The following is a 600-nucleotide window of genomic DNA, read 5'->3' as shown; positions in this document are numbered from 1 at the left end:
CAACCTTTTAACCCGATCCATATCAGGGTAAAAAGAAACACCAGCCCCATAAACTCGCCTCTACCATGGACAGACTGCACACGCATATCAATAAATCCTTCATGACCTCCTGCTGAAAACAGTTCAAAAAACTCCCCCATATCTTCACCTTCTTTGTTTTCGTATATGAAGGAAATTTTTTTATTGCCCGGGTTTAATGGCTCTTGTTGCATTAAATGACCATTAGGGTAATGTTCCACGCCGTGTTGGGTAATATGGAAGTTGGGGGTAAAGCCAAAGTCCTCTGGCCCAACCCAATGGTTGGGGCCAACTTGTCTAATCTCACTCATGATTTAGTTTTCTCGATTTCAAAAGACTCCAACTCAGTACTGCTGCGCCAGAACTCAAACCACTGTTTGTCATCACTGATGGTGATTTTCGGATACTTTAGTGTGACAGGATAACCAGCGGGGTTATGATAAGCGAGCGCCAGTTGATAAAAACGATAGTCTGTTTCCAGTTCTGTTTCATCGACCTCAAAGCGCAGCGCGGCAGTGGTGTCATTAAGCAGAGTGATCTTGCCGTTAAGCTGATTGGTTTGCCAGCGGTTTTCTCGACTGT

Annotated in this window: 1 protein-coding gene and 1 pseudogene; both read right to left on the bottom strand. The window is 44.5% G+C overall.

All coding sequences use genetic code 11. The annotated features are described in order from the left end of the window. Nucleotides 1-329 (bottom strand): annotated as a pseudogene (locus ACQEXR_RS20390) (hypothetical protein); the annotation flags it as partial. Continuing rightward, a partial coding sequence (locus tag ACQEXR_RS20385; protein WP_427021061.1) for a hypothetical protein occupies nucleotides 326-600 on the bottom strand: 275 nt, incomplete at its 5' end. The gene ACQEXR_RS20385 and the pseudogene ACQEXR_RS20390, both read right to left, overlap by 4 nt.

The sequence above is a fragment of the Vibrio sp. TRT 2004 genome, assembly GCF_050113735.1.
Taxonomy (GTDB): Bacteria; Pseudomonadota; Gammaproteobacteria; order Enterobacterales; family Vibrionaceae; genus Vibrio.
This window is presented reverse-complemented; position numbering and strand designations above follow the sequence as displayed.